The 880-nt window shown below is 60.6% G+C and carries 1 protein-coding gene; it reads left to right on the top strand.

Annotation, left to right across the window (positions count from 1 at the left end; translation table 11 throughout):
* Window positions 1–61 precede the first annotated feature (61 nt).
* On the top strand, window positions 62–826 hold the full coding sequence (locus tag L6990_RS11800; protein WP_001389365.1) for an IS6-like element IS6100 family transposase: 765 nt from the start codon (window positions 62–64) through the stop codon (window positions 824–826).
* The last annotated feature ends 54 nt before the right edge of the window (window positions 827–880 follow it).

Raw genomic sequence — 880 nt, 5'->3', positions numbered from 1 at the left:
GGCTCTGTTGCAAAAATCGTGAAGCTTGAGCATGCTTGGCGGAGATTGGACGGACGGAACGATGACGGATTTCAAGTGGCGCCATTTCCAGGGTGATGTGATCCTGTGGGCGGTGCGCTGGTATTGTCGCTATCCGATCAGCTATCGCGACCTTGAGGAAATGCTGGCGGAACGCGGCATTTCGGTCGACCATACGACGATCTATCGCTGGGTCCAGTGCTACGCCCCGGAGATGGAGAAGCGGCTGCGCTGGTTCTGGCGGCGTGGCTTTGATCCGAGCTGGCGCCTGGATGAAACCTACGTCAAGGTGCGGGGCAAGTGGACCTACCTGTACCGGGCAGTCGACAAGCGGGGCGACACGATCGATTTCTACCTGTCGCCGACCCGCAGCGCCAAGGCAGCGAAGCGGTTCCTGGGCAAGGCCCTGCGAGGCCTGAAGCACTGGGAAAAGCCTGCCACGCTCAATACCGACAAAGCGCCGAGCTATGGTGCAGCGATCACCGAATTGAAGCGCGAAGGAAAGCTGGACCGGGAGACGGCCCACCGGCAGGTGAAGTATCTCAATAACGTGATCGAGGCCGATCACGGAAAGCTCAAGATACTGATCAAGCCGGTGCGCGGTTTCAAATCGATCCCCACGGCCTATGCCACGATCAAGGGATTCGAAGTCATGCGAGCCCTGCGCAAAGGACAGGCTCGCCCCTGGTGCCTGCAGCCCGGCATCAGGGGCGAGGTGCGCCTTGTGGAGAGAGCTTTTGGCATTGGGCCCTCGGCGCTGACGGAGGCCATGGGCATGCTCAACCACCATTTCGCAGCAGCCGCCTGATCGGCGCAGAGCGACAGCCTACCTCTGACTGCCGCCAATCTTTGCAACAGAGCC

The sequence above is a fragment of the Rothia endophytica genome, from assembly GCF_928381505.1.
Lineage (GTDB): Bacteria > Actinomycetota > Actinomycetes > Actinomycetales > Micrococcaceae > Rothia > Rothia endophytica_A.
This window is presented reverse-complemented; position numbering and strand designations above follow the sequence as displayed.

Excerpts from the sequence above, each read along its gene's own strand:
- L6990_RS11800 (WP_001389365.1), top strand. The coding sequence starts at position 62 with ATGACGGATTTCAAGTGGCGCCATTTCCAGGGTGATGTGATCCTGTGG.